12 protein-coding genes are annotated in these 12971 nt (G+C 58.3%); 9 read left to right on the forward strand and 3 right to left on the reverse strand.

All coding sequences use genetic code 11. The features are described 5' to 3' along the window. The first annotated feature begins 57 nt into the window (after positions 1-57). The 4 genes from trxB to infA all read left to right on the forward strand — a co-directional run bounded on the left by trxB (position 58) and on the right by infA (position 2845). Positions 58-1017: a thioredoxin-disulfide reductase gene (gene trxB / locus ACA066_RS18215; protein ID WP_497696055.1), complete on the forward strand. Its 960-nt coding sequence runs from the start codon at positions 58-60 to the stop codon at positions 1015-1017. Between the two features lie 63 nt (positions 1018-1080). Further along, positions 1081-1761, forward strand: a complete 681-nt coding sequence (gene aat / locus ACA066_RS18220) for a leucyl/phenylalanyl-tRNA--protein transferase (RefSeq protein WP_497696056.1) — start codon at positions 1081-1083, stop codon at positions 1759-1761. A 57-nt stretch (positions 1762-1818) separates the two neighbouring features. Beyond that, complete coding sequence (locus ACA066_RS18225) at positions 1819-2526, forward strand: arginyltransferase (RefSeq protein ID WP_497397838.1); 708 nt, start codon at positions 1819-1821, stop codon at positions 2524-2526. A gap of 100 nt (positions 2527-2626) precedes the next feature. Then, complete coding sequence (gene infA, locus ACA066_RS18230) at positions 2627-2845, forward strand: translation initiation factor IF-1 (RefSeq protein ID WP_002553999.1); 219 nt, start codon at positions 2627-2629, stop codon at positions 2843-2845. A 357-nt stretch (positions 2846-3202) separates the two neighbouring features. Here the strand turns inward: infA and clpA are convergent, their stop codons facing one another. Then, complete coding sequence (gene clpA, locus ACA066_RS18235) at positions 3203-5473, reverse strand: ATP-dependent Clp protease ATP-binding subunit ClpA (protein WP_214377208.1); 2271 nt, start codon at positions 5471-5473, stop codon at positions 3203-3205. A 30-nt stretch (positions 5474-5503) separates the two neighbouring features. Then, a complete protein-coding gene (clpS, locus tag ACA066_RS18240; RefSeq protein ID WP_015094394.1) occupies positions 5504-5866 on the reverse strand; it encodes an ATP-dependent Clp protease adapter ClpS in 363 nt (120 codons plus the stop codon). A 225-nt stretch (positions 5867-6091) separates the two neighbouring features. On the opposite strand from clpS, the gene ACA066_RS18245 reads away from it, so the two are divergent. Beyond that, positions 6092-6424 carry a cold shock domain-containing protein gene (locus ACA066_RS18245; RefSeq protein WP_497696057.1) on the forward strand — a complete coding sequence of 111 codons (333 nt, stop codon included), beginning with the start codon at positions 6092-6094 and terminating at the stop codon, positions 6422-6424. A 61-nt stretch (positions 6425-6485) separates the two neighbouring features. Here the strand turns inward: ACA066_RS18245 and icd are convergent, their stop codons facing one another. Continuing rightward, positions 6486-7742, reverse strand: a complete 1257-nt coding sequence (icd, locus tag ACA066_RS18250) for an NADP-dependent isocitrate dehydrogenase (protein WP_305446148.1) — start codon at positions 7740-7742, stop codon at positions 6486-6488. Positions 7743-8247: 505 nt separating this feature from the next. Here icd and ACA066_RS18255 point away from each other — a divergent pair. The 4 genes from ACA066_RS18255 (at position 8248) to hflD (ending at position 12957) form a co-directional block, all read left to right on the forward strand. Beyond that, the gene (locus tag ACA066_RS18255) at positions 8248-10473 is read left to right on the forward strand and encodes an NADP-dependent isocitrate dehydrogenase (RefSeq protein ID WP_497696058.1); all 2226 of its coding nucleotides are present in this window, start codon (positions 8248-8250) and stop codon (positions 10471-10473) included. 212 nt (positions 10474-10685) lie between these two features. Continuing rightward, positions 10686-11132 (forward strand): NUDIX hydrolase, encoded by a 447-nt coding sequence (locus ACA066_RS18260; protein ID WP_497696059.1) that lies wholly within the window; start codon positions 10686-10688, stop codon positions 11130-11132. Between the two features lie 59 nt (positions 11133-11191). Continuing rightward, complete coding sequence (gene mnmA / locus ACA066_RS18265) at positions 11192-12337, forward strand: tRNA 2-thiouridine(34) synthase MnmA (protein WP_497696060.1); 1146 nt, start codon at positions 11192-11194, stop codon at positions 12335-12337. After that, complete coding sequence (gene hflD, locus ACA066_RS18270) at positions 12334-12957, forward strand: high frequency lysogenization protein HflD (protein ID WP_497696061.1); 624 nt, start codon at positions 12334-12336, stop codon at positions 12955-12957. Before mnmA ends, hflD begins: the two co-directional genes overlap by 4 nt. Positions 12958-12971: the final 14 nt, after the last annotated feature.

Below are 12971 nucleotides of genomic sequence, written 5' to 3' on the forward strand. Positions count from 1 at the left end.
CTGCGATTCAATTTGAGCACGCATTCTCTTTTGTGACAAAGGCTTATGAGGTGTTTTATGAGCGAATCCAAGCATTGCCGCCTGATCATTCTGGGTTCCGGCCCTGCCGGTTACAGCGCGGCCGTTTATGCCGCCCGCGCCAACCTCAAACCGGTGGTCATTACCGGGATACAGGCAGGTGGCCAGCTCACCACCACCGTCGAAGTCGACAACTGGCCCGGTGACGTCGAAGGCCTGACCGGCCCGGTACTGATGGAACGCATGCAAAAACACGCCGAGCGCTTTGACACAGAGATCGTTTACGACCACATCCACACCGCCAAGTTGCAACAGCGCCCGTTCGAACTTATCGGTGATGGCGGCACTTACACCTGCGATGCACTGATTATCGCCACCGGCGCTTCGGCGCAATACCTTGGCCTGCCCTCGGAAGAAGCCTTTGCCGGCAGAGGGGTTTCAGCCTGCGCGACGTGCGACGGTTTCTTCTACCGCAATCAAGTGGTCGCCGTCGTCGGTGGCGGCAATACTGCCGTTGAAGAAGCGCTGTACTTGTCCAACATCGCCAAGGAAGTTCACCTGATCCACCGGCGCGACAAGTTGCGTTCGGAGAAAATCCTTCAGGACAAACTCTTCGAAAAAGCCGCCAACGGTAATATTCGCCTGCACTGGAATCAAAATCTCGACGAAGTCCTGGGTGATGCCAGCGGCGTGACCGGCGCCCGCCTGCGTGACAGCCATACCGGTGAAACCAGCGAACTGCCGCTGGCCGGCGTGTTCATCGCCATCGGTCACAAGCCCAATACTGACCTGTTCATTGGTCAACTGGACATGCACGACGGCTATCTGCGGGTCAGAGGCGGCAGCGAAGGCGATGCCACGGCCACCGAGATCCTCGGCGTGTTTGCCGCCGGCGATGTCGCGGATCACGTTTATCGCCAGGCCGTCACCTCCGCCGGGGCCGGTTGCATGGCCGCGCTGGACGCCGAAAAATACCTCGACGACATTCCGACCGTTTGACGGCAAACTTCACGGTGGGCCTACCGCCCACCACTGCCCTCCCCTTCTGTAAGCCCGGATGCCATGCTGACTTGGTTACAACGCAACACCCTGACGTTCCCGCCGCTGGAAAAAGCCATGCGCGATCCCAACGGATTGCTGGCTGCGGGCGGCGATCTGTCCGCCGATCGTCTGATTCAGGCTTATCGCCACGGCTGCTTTCCCTGGTTCTCGGAAGGCCAGCCGATTCTCTGGTGGTCGCCGGACCCGCGCACCGTGTTGTTTCCCGACGAATTGCATGTCTCGCGCAGCCTGAACAAGCTGCTGCGCCAGCAACGCTATCAAGTGACCTTCGATCAGGACTTTGCCGCGGTCATCCGCGCGTGCGCCGCGCCGCGGGATTACGCCGACGGGACCTGGATCACCGAAGCGATGCAGAACGCCTACCTCGCCCTGCATCAGCGTGGATACGCGCATTCGGTTGAGGTCTGGGACCAAGGCGAACTGGTTGGCGGGCTTTATGGATTAGCGATGGGCCAGCTGTTTTTCGGCGAATCCATGTTCAGCCGCGCCGACAATGCCTCCAAATATGGCTTTGCCACACTGGTCCGACATCTGAAAGACTCCGGTTTTGTGCTGATCGATTGCCAAATGCCCACCGACCATTTGCACAGCCTGGGCGCGCGGGCCATTCCCCGTCGCGAGTTTGCCCGCTACCTGGCGCAGCATCTGGATCAACCCAGCCGTGCCACCTGGGTTTGCTGAGCGACTTTTGCCCGTGTGGCTTACACTTAATTGGAAAGTTTATCCCGAGGGTTGATCATGACCGAGTTGGCGCGTTTGAAGTTTTATGCCACTCAGCCCCACTCTTGCAGTTATCTGCCCGAGGAACAGGCCACGACCTTGTTCCTCGACCCTAGTCAGCCCATGGATGTGCATGTCTATGCAGACCTGTCTGAAATGGGTTTTCGTCGCAGTGGCGATCATCTTTACCGGCCTCATTGTCAGAATTGCAATGCGTGTGTGCCGGCGCGCATTCCCGTGGCGCAATTTACGCCCAACCGTCAGCAGAAACGCATTTTCAAGCGCAACGCCGACTTGCAGATACGCCCCGCCAAACCCAAGTTCAGCGAAGAATACTTCGACCTGTATCAGCGCTACATCGAACAGCGGCATGCCGACGGCGACATGTACCCGCCGAGCCGTGACCAGTTCTCGACGTTCCTGGTGCGTGACCTCCCGTTTTCCCGTTTTTACGAATTTCGCCTGGATGGCCAACTGCTGGCGGTGGCCGTCACCGACTTGCTGCCGAACGGTCTGTCGGCGGTCTACACCTTCTACGAACCCTCTGAAGAACGACGCAGCCTGGGGCGCTACGCGATCCTCTGGCAAATCGCCGAGGCCCAACGGCTGCGGCTGGAAGCGGTCTACCTGGGCTACTGGATCAAAAACTGCAAAAAGATGAGCTACAAGACCCAATATCGCCCCATCGAACTGCTGATTAATCAGCGCTGGGTCATCCTGAACTAGAACCCCTTGGCTTAAACCCCATTTTTCGGGCACAATGCACGCCGCTTTTGCCTGGCGCAGTTGCACCGGGCCATTCATTGGACACCGAGGGCTTTACTGCATGTCGAAAGAAGACAGCTTCGAAATGGAAGGCACTGTCGTCGACACCCTGCCCAACACCATGTTTCGCGTGGAGTTGGAAAATGGGCACGTCGTAACCGCGCATATCTCCGGCAAGATGCGCAAGAACTACATTCGTATTCTTACCGGTGACAAAGTGCGCGTCGAGCTGACGCCCTATGACTTGAGCAAAGGGCGCATCACTTACCGCGCTCGCTAAGGTAGGAGCGAGCTTGCTCGCGAAAAACCTGAGAGCACCGCGTCAAGTCAGACACCCCGCCTCATCGTTGACGACCATCGCGAGCAAGCTCGCTCCTACAGAGATAGGGCCCGTTCGCTAAGCAAGTCAATACAAAACGCCCGGCATTGCCGGGCGTTTTTGTTTGTGCGGGATTTCCCCCCCCCTGTAAGAGCGAGTTTGCTCGCGAAAAACCTGAGGGCGCTGCGCGAAGTCAGGCTTCCCGCGTAATCGTTAACGACTATCGCGAGCAAGCTCGCTCCTACAGAGGGCCGGCGCATTATCCATAAATAGCAAAAAGGCGCCAAAAGGCGCCTTTTTGCTTTGTTGCGGTTAACGTCAGGCCATTTCCGCCGTGGTTTCGAACTCGAAGGTCAGCTCGCCGTCCTTCAGGTCGATGTGTACCACGCCGCCATGGTCGGCCAGTTCGCCAAACAGAATCTCTTCCGCCAGCGGACGCTTGATCTTGTCCTGGATCAAACGCGCCATTGGTCGAGCGCCCATTGCCGAGTCGTAGCCACCCGCCGCCAGCCAGCTGCGCGCCGCGTCGGTCACTTCCAGCTGAACGCGCTTGTCTTCCAGCTGCGCCTGAAGCTCGGTAAGGAACTTGTCCACCACGCTTTTGATGACCTCATGGCTGAGGCGACCAAACTGGATAATGGTGTCCAGACGGTTACGGAACTCCGGCGTAAAGCTCTTCTTGATCACTTCCATCGCATCGGACGAGTGGTCCTGATGGGTGAAACCGATCGAAGCACGCGCTGCGGTCTCGGCACCGGCGTTAGTCGTCATGATGACGATCACGTTACGGAAGTCCGCCTTGCGCCCGTTGTTATCGGTCAGCGTACCGTGGTCCATGACCTGCAGCAGCAGGTTGAAGACTTCCGGATGCGCCTTCTCGATCTCATCGAGCAACAGCACGCAGTGAGGCTGCTTGGTGATGGCTTCGGTCAGCAGACCGCCCTGATCAAACCCGACATAGCCAGGAGGCGCACCAATCAGACGCGATACGGTGTGGCGCTCCATGTATTCGGACATGTCGAAACGAACCAGTTCGATACCCAACGCCTTGGCCAACTGACGCGCCGCTTCGGTTTTACCGACACCGGTCGGGCCTGCGAACAGGAACGAACCGACAGGCTTGTCAGGCGACTTGAGACCGGCACGAGACAGTTTGATCGCGGTCGACAGCGAGTCGATTGCGGCATCCTGGCCAAATACCGTCAGCTTCAGGTCACGCTCAAGGTTGCGCAGCAGTTCTTTATCGGAACTGGTGACGTGCTTAGGCGGAATCCGCGCGATTTTCGCGACGATGTCCTCGACCTGCGGCACTTCGATGCGTTTCACGCGTTTCTCGATGGGTTGCAGACGCTGGTAGGCACCCGCCTCGTCGATGACGTCGATCGCCTTGTCCGGCATGTGCCGGTCATTGATGTAACGCGAGGCCAGTTCGGCAGCGGCGCGCAGGGCTTCATCACTGTATTCGATATTGTGATGGAGCTCGAAACGCCCTTTCAGGCCGCGCAGAATGCCAATGGTGTCTTCCACCGAAGGCTCCGACACATCGACCTTCTGGAAGCGTCGTGCCAGGGCACGGTCCTTCTCGAAGATCCCGCGGAATTCCTGGAAGGTGGTCGAACCGATGCAACGGATATCACCGGACGACAGCAACGGCTTAAGCAGGTTCGAGGCGTCCATGACGCCACCGGACGCGGCACCCGCACCGATGATGGTGTGGATCTCGTCGATGAACAGGATCGCCTGCGGACGTTTTTTCAGCTCATTGAGCAACGCCTTGAAGCGTTTCTCGAAATCGCCACGGTATTTGGTCCCGGCCAGCAAGGCCCCCAGATCGAGGGAATACACCACGCTGTTGGCCAGCAGGTCCGGCACCTGGTTGTCGACAATGCGTTTGGCCAGGCCTTCGGCAATTGCGGTTTTACCCACGCCCGCCTCGCCCACCAGCAGCGGATTGTTTTTGCGACGACGCGCGAGGATCTGCGCGACACGCTCCACTTCGAGCTCACGACCGACCAGCGGATCGATACGACCCTGGCGCGCGAGTTCGTTGAGGTTGCTGGCATAAGCATCCAGAGGATTGCCTGAGGAAGAAGACTCACCGCCCTCGTCGTCCTGCATATCTTGCTCACCTTCAGAGTGATCGCCATGCCCCGGCACTTTGGAAATGCCGTGAGCGATGTAGTTGACGACATCGATGCGCGCAACGCTCTGCTGTTTCAGCAGGAACACTGCCTGACTCTCTTGCTCACTGAAGATCGCAACCAGCACGTTGGCGCCAGTCACTTCGCGTTTGCCCGAGCTCTGTACGTGGAAAACAGCACGCTGCAGGACACGTTGGAAGCCCAGGGTTGGCTGGGTCTCGCGATCCTCGTCATGAACGGGAATCAACGGCGTAGTGGAGTCGATGAACTCCTGCAGATCATGCTTGAGTTTGTCGAGGTTTGCGCCGCAGGCACGCAAAACGGTGGCGGCAGCCTCATTATCCAATAGGGCCAGCAGGAGATGTTCGACGGTCATGAACTCATGACGCTTCGAACGGGCTTCCTTGAAGGCAAGATTGAGGGTGACTTCGAGCTCGCGGTTTAACATAGCTTCACCTCATACCCAAGTGGTCGGCGATTAACCGTCCTTCTCGATTTCACAGAGTAGCGGATGCTGGCTTTCCCTGGCGTACTGGTTGACCTGCATGGCCTTGGTCTCGGCAATGTCGCGGGTAAACACTCCACATACTGCCCGCCCTTCTGTGTGGACGGCCAGCATGACCTTGGTCGCCAGCTCGCGATTCAGGTTAAAAAACACCTCGAGCACTTCGACGACGAAATCCATCGGTGTGTAGTCATCATTGAACAAAACCACCTTGTACATCGGCGGCGCCTGTAAAGCAGGCTTGGCCTCCTGAACAGCAATGCCTGCGGAATCGTCGTCGTGTAAATCAGGGCGATCCTGATTGAATGTTAGTCGAATCTGGCTGATTGCATGCATGGAAAGAAAGGTTCGTCAGTTGTGCGAATACAGTAGTGGGGACGGCTATCAACGATTTCAACACCGACTGCCTGGTCACCTTGACTATCGGCAAAACGGTGTTACAACCAATAGAGCCCACAGTGGGTAAAAAAGGTCCGCGGAGTCAATCTTATTTACAGGATTCGACTGCGGATGAACTGGATGATACTCCAGTGATGGAGTCTGTTGCAGAGGGATATGAGCATGGCAGTGGGTAAGGTGAAATGGTTCAACAATGCCAAAGGGTTCGGTTTCATTAACACCGACGCCAGAGAAGGTCGTGACGAGGACGGTAAAGATATCGACTTCTTTGCCCATTATTCGGCCATTGAGATGGACGGATACAAGACCCTCAAGGCCGGGCAAAATGTAAGCTTCGAGATCGTCCAGGGCCCCAAAGGATTGCACGCCGTGAAGATCACGGCAGCGCCTGTTGAGCATGATCACGCCAAGCCCTCCCATCATGACCATCATGACCATCATGACCATCATGACCATCATGACCATCATGACCATCATGAAAAGGTATCGAACTGACGCGACCTATCATCCAGTCATAAAAAAACCGCCCGAAGGCGGTTTTTTTTGGTGCGAATGCTTACATGTGCGAGATCAGCGCGTCGCCGAAGCCGGAAGAAGACACCAGCTTCGCGCCTTCCATCAGACGTTCGAAGTCATAGGTCACGGTCTTCGCGGAGATCGCGCCGTTGGTGCCCTTGATGATCAGGTCGGCGGCTTCGGTCCAGCCCATGTGACGCAGCATCATCTCTGCGGACAGGATCAGCGAACCCGGATTGACCTGGTCCTTGCCGGCGTACTTCGGCGCAGTACCGTGGGTGGCTTCGAACATGGCCACGGTGTCGGACAGGTTGGCACCCGGCGCGATACCGATACCGCCCACTTCCGCCGCCAGGGCGTCGGAGAGGTAGTCGCCGTTCAGGTTCAGGGTCGCGATCACATCGTATTCGGCCGGGCGCAGCAGGATCTGCTGGAGCATGGCGTCGGCGATGGCATCCTTGACGATGACGTTCTTGCCGGTTTTCGGGTTTTTGAACTGCATCCATGGACCGCCGTCGAGCAGGGTCGCGCCGAACTCTTCAGCCGCCACTTCGTAGGCCCATTCCTTGAAGGCACCTTCGGTGAACTTCATGATGTTGCCTTTATGCACGATGGTCAGCGAATCGCGGTCATTGTCGACCACATATTGCAGGGCCTTGCGCGCCAGACGCTTGGTGCCTTCCAGGGACACCGGCTTGATGCCGATACCGCAGTTCTCATCGAAACGGATCTTGGTGACGCCCATTTCTTCTTTGAGGAACTTGATGACCTTGGTCGCTTCCGGGGAACCGGCCTTCCATTCGATACCGGCATAAATGTCTTCCGAGTTTTCGCGGAAGATCGTCATGTCGACGTCGCCTGGCTTCTTGACCGGGCTCGGCACGCCTTCGAACCAGCGCACCGGGCGCAGGCAGACGTACAGGTCGAGTTGCTGACGCAGGGCCACGTTCAGGGAACGGATGCCGCCGCCGACCGGCGTGGTCAGAGGGCCCTTGATGGAAACCACGTAGTCCTTGACTGCGTCCAGGGTTTCCTGAGGCAGCCAGGTGTCCTGATCGTAAACCTGAGTCGCTTTCTCCCCGGCGTAGACTTCCATCCAGGAAATTTTGCGCTCGCCGCCGTAAGCCTTCTTAACAGCAGCATCGACAACCTTGATCATGACCGGGCTGATATCAACCCCAATACCATCGCCTTCGATGAAGGGGATGATCGGGTTGTTAGGAACATTGAGAGAATGGTCCGCGTTGACGGTGATTTTGTCGCCGACGGCTGGAACCTGAATCTTCTTGTATCCCATGCTGAACTCCATTGTTTGGATTGAACATCTGGCTTCGTTCGAGCGTACCCCAGTTAAATCGGCACGCAAACCCTATGTTCCATCCATCTGCCGCAAAGCTGCACAGTTCGCGACGTACAAGCCTGAAAGCAAAGGGAAAAGCGCCAAACTCAAGCACGGTGCAAGACTCTACGCTCCACGCTCCCCTGCGACCTTTAGACCAATGGACGAGAATCGTTGCATATGAACCATCGGCAGATTGCCAGCTACCTATGTATAATGCCGCCCGTTGACCATAGAGTCACCACGGCCGACCTCTCCTGCGACTGAATAAGTAGCCGAGACTTCGGGCCTGAAAGCAGGATTGTTACCACAGTCCACCCGCTTGACGCTCGACTGATGCACCCAACATCACCGCGCACAAATCTCGACATTCGGCTCATGGATGACTTTGAACGAACGCGCTTACCCGGCGCCCTCGAGTTTCTGCGCACGCTTTAGCAAAGAAGAGAGAGTTAATCCGAATATGCCCACCCGCTCGAAGATCATCTATACCTTCACCGACGAAGCCCCAGCCCTCGCCACCTATTCACTGCTGCCTATCGTAGAGGCTTTCACCGCCTCGGCTGATATCGCCGTTGAAACCCGCGATATCTCTCTTGCAGGGCGCATCCTGGCCAGCTTCCCCGAGCAATTGGGTGACAAAGCCGTAGCCGACCACCTCGCCGAACTGGGCGACCTGGCCGTTACGCCTGAAGCCAACATCATCAAGCTGCCTAACATCAGCGCTTCGGTTCCGCAACTGCAGGCCGCGATCAAAGAGCTGCAAGCCCAGGGCTTCGCACTGCCGGACTACCCGGAAACCTTGACCAGCGACGCCGACAAAGAAGCCAAGTCGCGTTACGACAAGATCAAGGGCAGCGCCGTGAACCCGGTTCTACGCGAAGGCAACTCCGATCGTCGCGCCCCGCTGTCGGTCAAGAACTATGCACGCAAGCACCCGCACAAAATGGGCGCCTGGGCTGCGGACTCCAAGTCCCACGTCGCGCACATGAGCACCGGTGATTTCTACGGCAGCGAAAAAGCTGCCCTGATCGACGCCGCTGACGCCGTCAAAATCGAACTGATCGCTCAAGACGGCACAACCACCGTCCTGAAAGAAAAGACCACCGTGCAAGCCGGTGAGATCCTCGATTGCGCGGTCATGAGCAAAAACGCTCTGCGCAGCTTCATCGCTGCCGAGATCGAAGACGCCAAAGCCAAGGGCGTGCTGCTGTCGGTTCACCTGAAAGCCACCATGATGAAGGTCTCCGACCCGATCATGTTCGGCCAGATCGTTGCCGAGTTCTATAAAGACGCACTGGCCAAGCACGCTGACGTGCTGGCACAGATCGGCTTCAACCTGAACAACGGCATCGGCGACCTGTACGCTCGCATCAAGGCTTTGCCTGCCGAGCAGCAAGCGCAGATCGAAGCGGACATCCAGGCGGTCTACGCCGTTCGTCCGTCGTTGGCCATGGTCAACTCCGACAAAGGCATCACCAACCTGCACGTGCCGAGCGACGTGATCGTCGACGCCTCGATGCCGGCGATGATCCGTGACTCCGGCAAAATGTGGGGCACTGACGGTCAGTTGCACGACACCAAGGCTGTGATCCCGGATCGCTGCTACGCCACCATCTACCAGGCGGTGATCGAAGACTGCAAGGTCAATGGCGCTTTCGATCCAACCACCATGGGCAGCGTGCCAAACGTTGGCCTGATGGCGAAAAAAGCCGAAGAGTATGGCTCGCACGACAAGACTTTCCAGATCAAGGCAAACGGCGTTGTTCGCGTTACTGACAGCAAAGGCAGCCTGCTGCTGGAGCAATCGGTGGAAGCCGGCGACATCTTCCGCATGTGCCAGACCAAAGACGCGCCGATCCAGGACTGGGTCAAACTGGCCGTCAACCGCGCTCGCGCCAGCAGCACCCCGGCGATTTTCTGGCTGGACCCGATGCGCGCCCACGACGGCGTAGTGATCGAGAAAGTTCAGGCTTACCTGAAGGATCACGACACTGCCGGCCTGGACATCCAGATCATGGCGCCAGTCGACGCGATGAAGTTCACTCTGGACCGTACTCGCGCAGGCAAGGACACCATCTCGGTGACCGGCAACGTATTGCGCGACTACCTGACCGACCTGTTCCCGATCATGGAACTGGGCACCAGCGCCAAGATGCTGTCGATCGTTCCGCTGATGAATGGCGGCGGTCTGTTCGAAACCGGCGCTGGCGGTTCGGCACCGAAGCACGTTCAACAGCTGCTGGAAGAGAACTTCCTGCGCTGGGATTCCCTGGGCGAGTTCCTGGCCCTGGCCGCTTCCCTTGAGCACCTGGGTGTGACGTACAACAACCCTAAAGCGCTGGTTTTGGCCAAGACCCTGGACCAGGCCACCGGCCAGTTCCTGGACAACAACAAGTCGCCATCGCGCAAAGTCGGCAACATCGACAACCGCGGCAGCCACTTCTACCTGGCGCTGTACTGGGCTCAGGCCCTGGCCGCCCAGACCGAAGACGCTGCACTGCAAGCGCAGTTCGGCCAGCTGGCCAAAACCCTGACCGAGAACGAAGTAACCATCGTTGCCGAGCTCAATGCCGTTCAGGGCAAGCCAGTGGACATCGGCGGTTACTACCACGCCAATGCCGAGCTGATCAGCAAGGCCATGCGCCCGAGCAACACCTTCAACGCCGCGATCGCTGCGCTGGTTTAAGGTTGTAAGGATGCAAAGAAGCCCCGGCCCTGCGCCGGGGTTTCTGTTTTTGAAGACAACGCAAAACCCTGTGGGAGCTGGCCTGCCAGCGATAGCGGCTTATCATTCAACATTGATGGTGACTGACTAATCGCAATCGCTGCGATGCGGCGTTCCGACAGGCCAGCTCCCACAGGGATAGTGTTTCAACCTTTGGAATTTGAGGAAGCGTCATGGACTGGAAACCCCACATCACCGTCGCCACCATCGTCGAAGACAACGGCCGTTTCCTGATGGTCGAAGAAACCAAACACGGACGAACGGTACTCAACCAGCCCGCCGGCCACCTCGACCCGGACGAAACCCTGATCGAAGCCGCCGCACGCGAAACCCTTGAAGAAACCGGCTGGGACGTCGAGCCGACCGGCGTGGTGGGCATTTACCTCTACACAGCCCCGAGCAACGGCGTGACCTACCAGCGGGTCTGCTTCAGCGCAAAACCGCTCAAGCATCACCCCGACTATCAGTTGGACGACGGTATTGTCGGCGCAAAATGGCTGACACGTGACGAACTGCTGGCACAGCGCGCAAACTGGCGCAGTGAGCTGATCATCCGCTGTATCGATGATTATCTGGACGGCAAACACTTCAGTCTCGAACTGATCCGCCCTTCTCTTTAGCCTTGCGGGCTTCGGCCTGCTAGAATCGCGTCCTTTTTCAAGACACTCATTGAATCCCTATGCGTGATCCAGCCCCTTCTGACACACAAAAGAAGCGCGTCATTGTCGGCATGTCCGGCGGCGTGGACTCTTCCGTTTCCGCTCTCCTGCTGATCGAGCAGGGTTATGAGGTGGAAGGCCTGTTCATGAAGAACTGGGAAGAAGACGATGGAACGGAATACTGCACCGCCATGGATGACCTGGCGGACGCCCAGGCCGTGTGCGACAGGATTGGCATCAAGCTGCACACCGCCAACTTCGCTGCCGAGTACTGGGACAACGTGTTCGAGCACTTCCTGGCCGAATACAAGGCCGGCCGCACGCCGAACCCGGACATCCTGTGCAACCGCGAGATCAAGTTCAAGGCGTTCCTCGACTACGCCATGGTGCTCGGTGCCGACCTGATCGCCACCGGTCACTACGTGCGCCGTCGTGACATCGATGGCCGTACCGAGCTGCTCAAGGGCCTGGACCCGAACAAGGACCAGAGCTACTTCCTGCACGCCGTCGGCGGCGAACAGATCGCCAAGACGCTGTTCCCGGTCGGCGAACTGGAAAAACCCCAGGTACGTGCGATTGCCGAGAAATACGAACTGGCGACCGCAAAGAAAAAGGATTCCACCGGGATCTGCTTTATCGGCGAGCGCCGTTTCAGCGATTTCCTCAAGCAATACCTTCCGGCCCAGCCCGGCGAAATCAAGACCACCGAAGGTGAAGTCATCGGCCGCCACCACGGCTTGATGTACCACACCATCGGCCAGCGTCAGGGCCTCGGCATCGGCGGCTTGAAAGACGCCAGCGACGAGCCGTGGTACGTGCTGATCAAAGACCTGGAACACAACGAGTTGATCGTTGGCCAGGGCAATGACCACCCTTATCTGTTCTCCCGCGCCCTGCTCGCCTCGGACATCTATTGGGTCAACCCGATCGACCTGACCGAGCCGCGCAAGCTGACCGCCAAAGTCCGTTATCGCCAGAGCGACCAGCCTTGCACACTGGAAAAAACCGCCACCGGCTACCGCGCGACCTTCGATGACCCGCAACGCGCGGTCACCCCGGGGCAGTCCGTGGTGTTCTACGACGGTGAAATCTGCCTTGGCGGCGGCGTGATCGAAGTGGCGGAACCGTGGACGAGCAAGGGCACCCTTCAAGGCGCGCAGCAATGAGCCCGACTCAGGAGCAATTGACGGCCCTGGGCGGCGTGTTTCTCGCTGCCGTACTGGTCGACAAGATCGCCAAAACCGGCCAGAGCACCGAAGCCGGCCTGACGTGCATGCTCGGTAGCCTGTTGATTCGCGACCCCAAGGACACGCTGGAAGTCTACGGCGGTGACGACATCAACTTGCGAGAAGGCTACCGCGCCTTGATTGGTGCCCTCGAACGCGACCCGAGCACCCTTCAGCGCGAACCGCTGCGTTACGCCCTGGCGATGCTGGGGCTGGAGCGCCAACTGGCCAAACGCGGCGACATGCTCGACGTAATCGGCAAGCGCCTGCCGCAGATTCAGTCTCAGGTCGAGCATTTCGGCCCGGCTCACGAAAACGTGATCGCGGCGTGCGGCGCGTTGTACCAGGACACGCTGAGCACCTTGCGCCAACGGATTCAGGTTCACGGTGACATGCGCAACCTGCAGCAACCGAGCAACGCCTCGAAGATCCGCGCGCTGTTGCTGGCGGGGATTCGTTCGGCGCGCCTGTGGCGGCAGTTGGGCGGTCATCGCTGGCAGTTGGTGGTCAGCCGTCGCAAGTTGCTCAAAGAGCTTTACCCGCTGATGCGCAGCAGCTGAACCGCGCCCGCAAC

Source organism: Pseudomonas sp. LBUM1651 (assembly GCF_059716135.1).

Bases quoted from the DNA above. Each gene is read 5' to 3' on its own strand.
- trxB (WP_497696055.1), top strand. From the start codon at position 58: ATGAGCGAATCCAAGCATTGCCGCCTGATCATTCTGGGTTCCGGCCCT.
- aat (WP_497696056.1), top strand. From the start codon at position 1,081: ATGCTGACTTGGTTACAACGCAACACCCTGACGTTCCCGCCGCTGGAA.
- ACA066_RS18225 (WP_497397838.1), top strand. From the start codon at position 1,819: ATGACCGAGTTGGCGCGTTTGAAGTTTTATGCCACTCAGCCCCACTCT.
- infA (WP_002553999.1), top strand. From the start codon at position 2,627: ATGTCGAAAGAAGACAGCTTCGAAATGGAAGGCACTGTCGTCGACACC.
- clpA (WP_214377208.1), bottom strand. From the start codon at position 5,473: ATGTTAAACCGCGAGCTCGAAGTCACCCTCAATCTTGCCTTCAAGGAA.
- clpS (WP_015094394.1), bottom strand. From the start codon at position 5,866: ATGCATGCAATCAGCCAGATTCGACTAACATTCAATCAGGATCGCCCT.
- ACA066_RS18245 (WP_497696057.1), top strand. From the start codon at position 6,092: ATGGCAGTGGGTAAGGTGAAATGGTTCAACAATGCCAAAGGGTTCGGT.
- icd (WP_305446148.1), bottom strand. From the start codon at position 7,742: ATGGGATACAAGAAGATTCAGGTTCCAGCCGTCGGCGACAAAATCACC.
- ACA066_RS18255 (WP_497696058.1), top strand. From the start codon at position 8,248: ATGCCCACCCGCTCGAAGATCATCTATACCTTCACCGACGAAGCCCCA.
- ACA066_RS18260 (WP_497696059.1), top strand. From the start codon at position 10,686: ATGGACTGGAAACCCCACATCACCGTCGCCACCATCGTCGAAGACAAC.
- mnmA (WP_497696060.1), top strand. From the start codon at position 11,192: ATGCGTGATCCAGCCCCTTCTGACACACAAAAGAAGCGCGTCATTGTC.
- hflD (WP_497696061.1), top strand. From the start codon at position 12,334: ATGAGCCCGACTCAGGAGCAATTGACGGCCCTGGGCGGCGTGTTTCTC.